Below are 1357 nucleotides of genomic sequence, written 5' to 3'. Positions count from 1 at the left end.
AAATTAATTATGCGTTGCCCAGAACCCTTGTCGTGCCTCCGCAATGCTACGTCTCTACATCTTTTCCGGAGATGTCTAATATTCTCCGCGCAACTTTGCGTTTCTCTCCGCGTACCTCTGCGTTTAAAAGCTAAACTTCGTTCATTCTTGACTGGAACCTAAGATTAATCCTGCTATTCTAGCCACAAACAATCAGGAAGTTAACAATGAGAGTACGATCGCAGGAAATTTATAATCTCCTACTAAAATCCAGTCAGACAAATGTACTAATCCAAGAAATTATTGTTGGACTAACTTGGACATATTGTCAAGCAGAAGGTATTGGATTATGCATGAGTCCAGGACAAGCAAACCGGACATTACCTTGGTCAGGAACACTAGTAAATACTGCGATCGCAAATATTGCACCTTGGCTGAAATCCTGGGATAGCTATGAAGCCACTGTGGCAATGGCAGCAATTAATGCCGTCATCAACCCATCTTCACCACTTTTAGCTTCTGCACAACCAATTTACCCTAAAGGCTCGGCAAATCTTGCTGTGTTTGAGCATTTTCTACCATTGATTCGGGGAAAAAAAGTAGTTACAATTGGACGCTATCCTGGATTATCTGAATATGAACAGGAAGTAGACATGACTGTACTCGAACGTCAACCAAGTAACCAAGATTTACCTGATACAGCCTGTGAATATCTACTACCGGAAGCCGATTGGGTCTTTTTAACGGCAACTTCTATTGTTAATAAAACCTTTCCGCGTTTAGTTGAATTATCGCAAAATGCCCAATTAGTGTTAATGGGACCTACTGTACCTTGGTTGTCAGATTTAGCAGATATGGGGATCGATTATTTAGCAGGTGTTGCTGTTGCCAATCCAGAGGCATTACGGCAAACGATTGCAGAGGGAGGAGGCACTAGGATTTTTGACAGGGGAGTACGATATCATATTTTAAAACTATAATCTATGTTTAAAAAATGTGCAGATGATTTAAAGCAGCTTCTCAAACCAGAAATATATGCTGCGGTTGTGGGGGAAGATTCGGTGTTTTCTGCCGATTTAAACTCGGATGGCAGTTGTTTGAATCGATTGATGGCATTGAATATTCTGACTTTTCCCGTTAAGTCTGGAAACATAGATATCGCAAGGGTTTCAGTCCATAGTTTTATTATCAATAAAAGACGTTTAATGATAATATAACAACGGGAAAATAGGAATTTTAGGATAGCACTCCTGATCGCGTTCACGTATAGTGGCGGCTTCCGCATCGCTGTAATAGAAAGATAACGGGAAAAGTCAGAATATTCAATGCCATCAATCGATTCAAACAACTGCCATCCGAGTTTAAATCGGCAGAAAAC

2 protein-coding genes are annotated in these 1357 nt (G+C 40.5%); both read left to right on the top strand.

What is annotated here, in order from left to right; genetic code table 11:
• Window positions 1–206 precede the first annotated feature (206 nt).
• The gene (locus tag CK510_RS30420) at window positions 207–959 is read left to right on the top strand and encodes a DUF364 domain-containing protein (RefSeq protein ID WP_095725126.1); all 753 of its coding nucleotides are present in this window, start codon (window positions 207–209) and stop codon (window positions 957–959) included.
• Between the two features lie 3 nt (window positions 960–962).
• Window positions 963–1196, top strand: coding sequence for a hypothetical protein (locus CK510_RS30415; RefSeq protein ID WP_095725125.1), 234 nt, complete (start codon window positions 963–965; stop codon window positions 1194–1196).
• Window positions 1197–1357: the final 161 nt, after the last annotated feature.

The sequence above is a fragment of the Brunnivagina elsteri CCALA 953 genome (assembly GCF_002289455.1).
Taxonomy (GTDB): Bacteria; Cyanobacteriota; Cyanobacteriia; order Cyanobacteriales; family Nostocaceae; genus Brunnivagina; species Brunnivagina elsteri.
The sequence above is the reverse complement of the archived record's forward strand: the minus strand, read 5'-3'. Positions and strand labels throughout refer to the sequence as shown.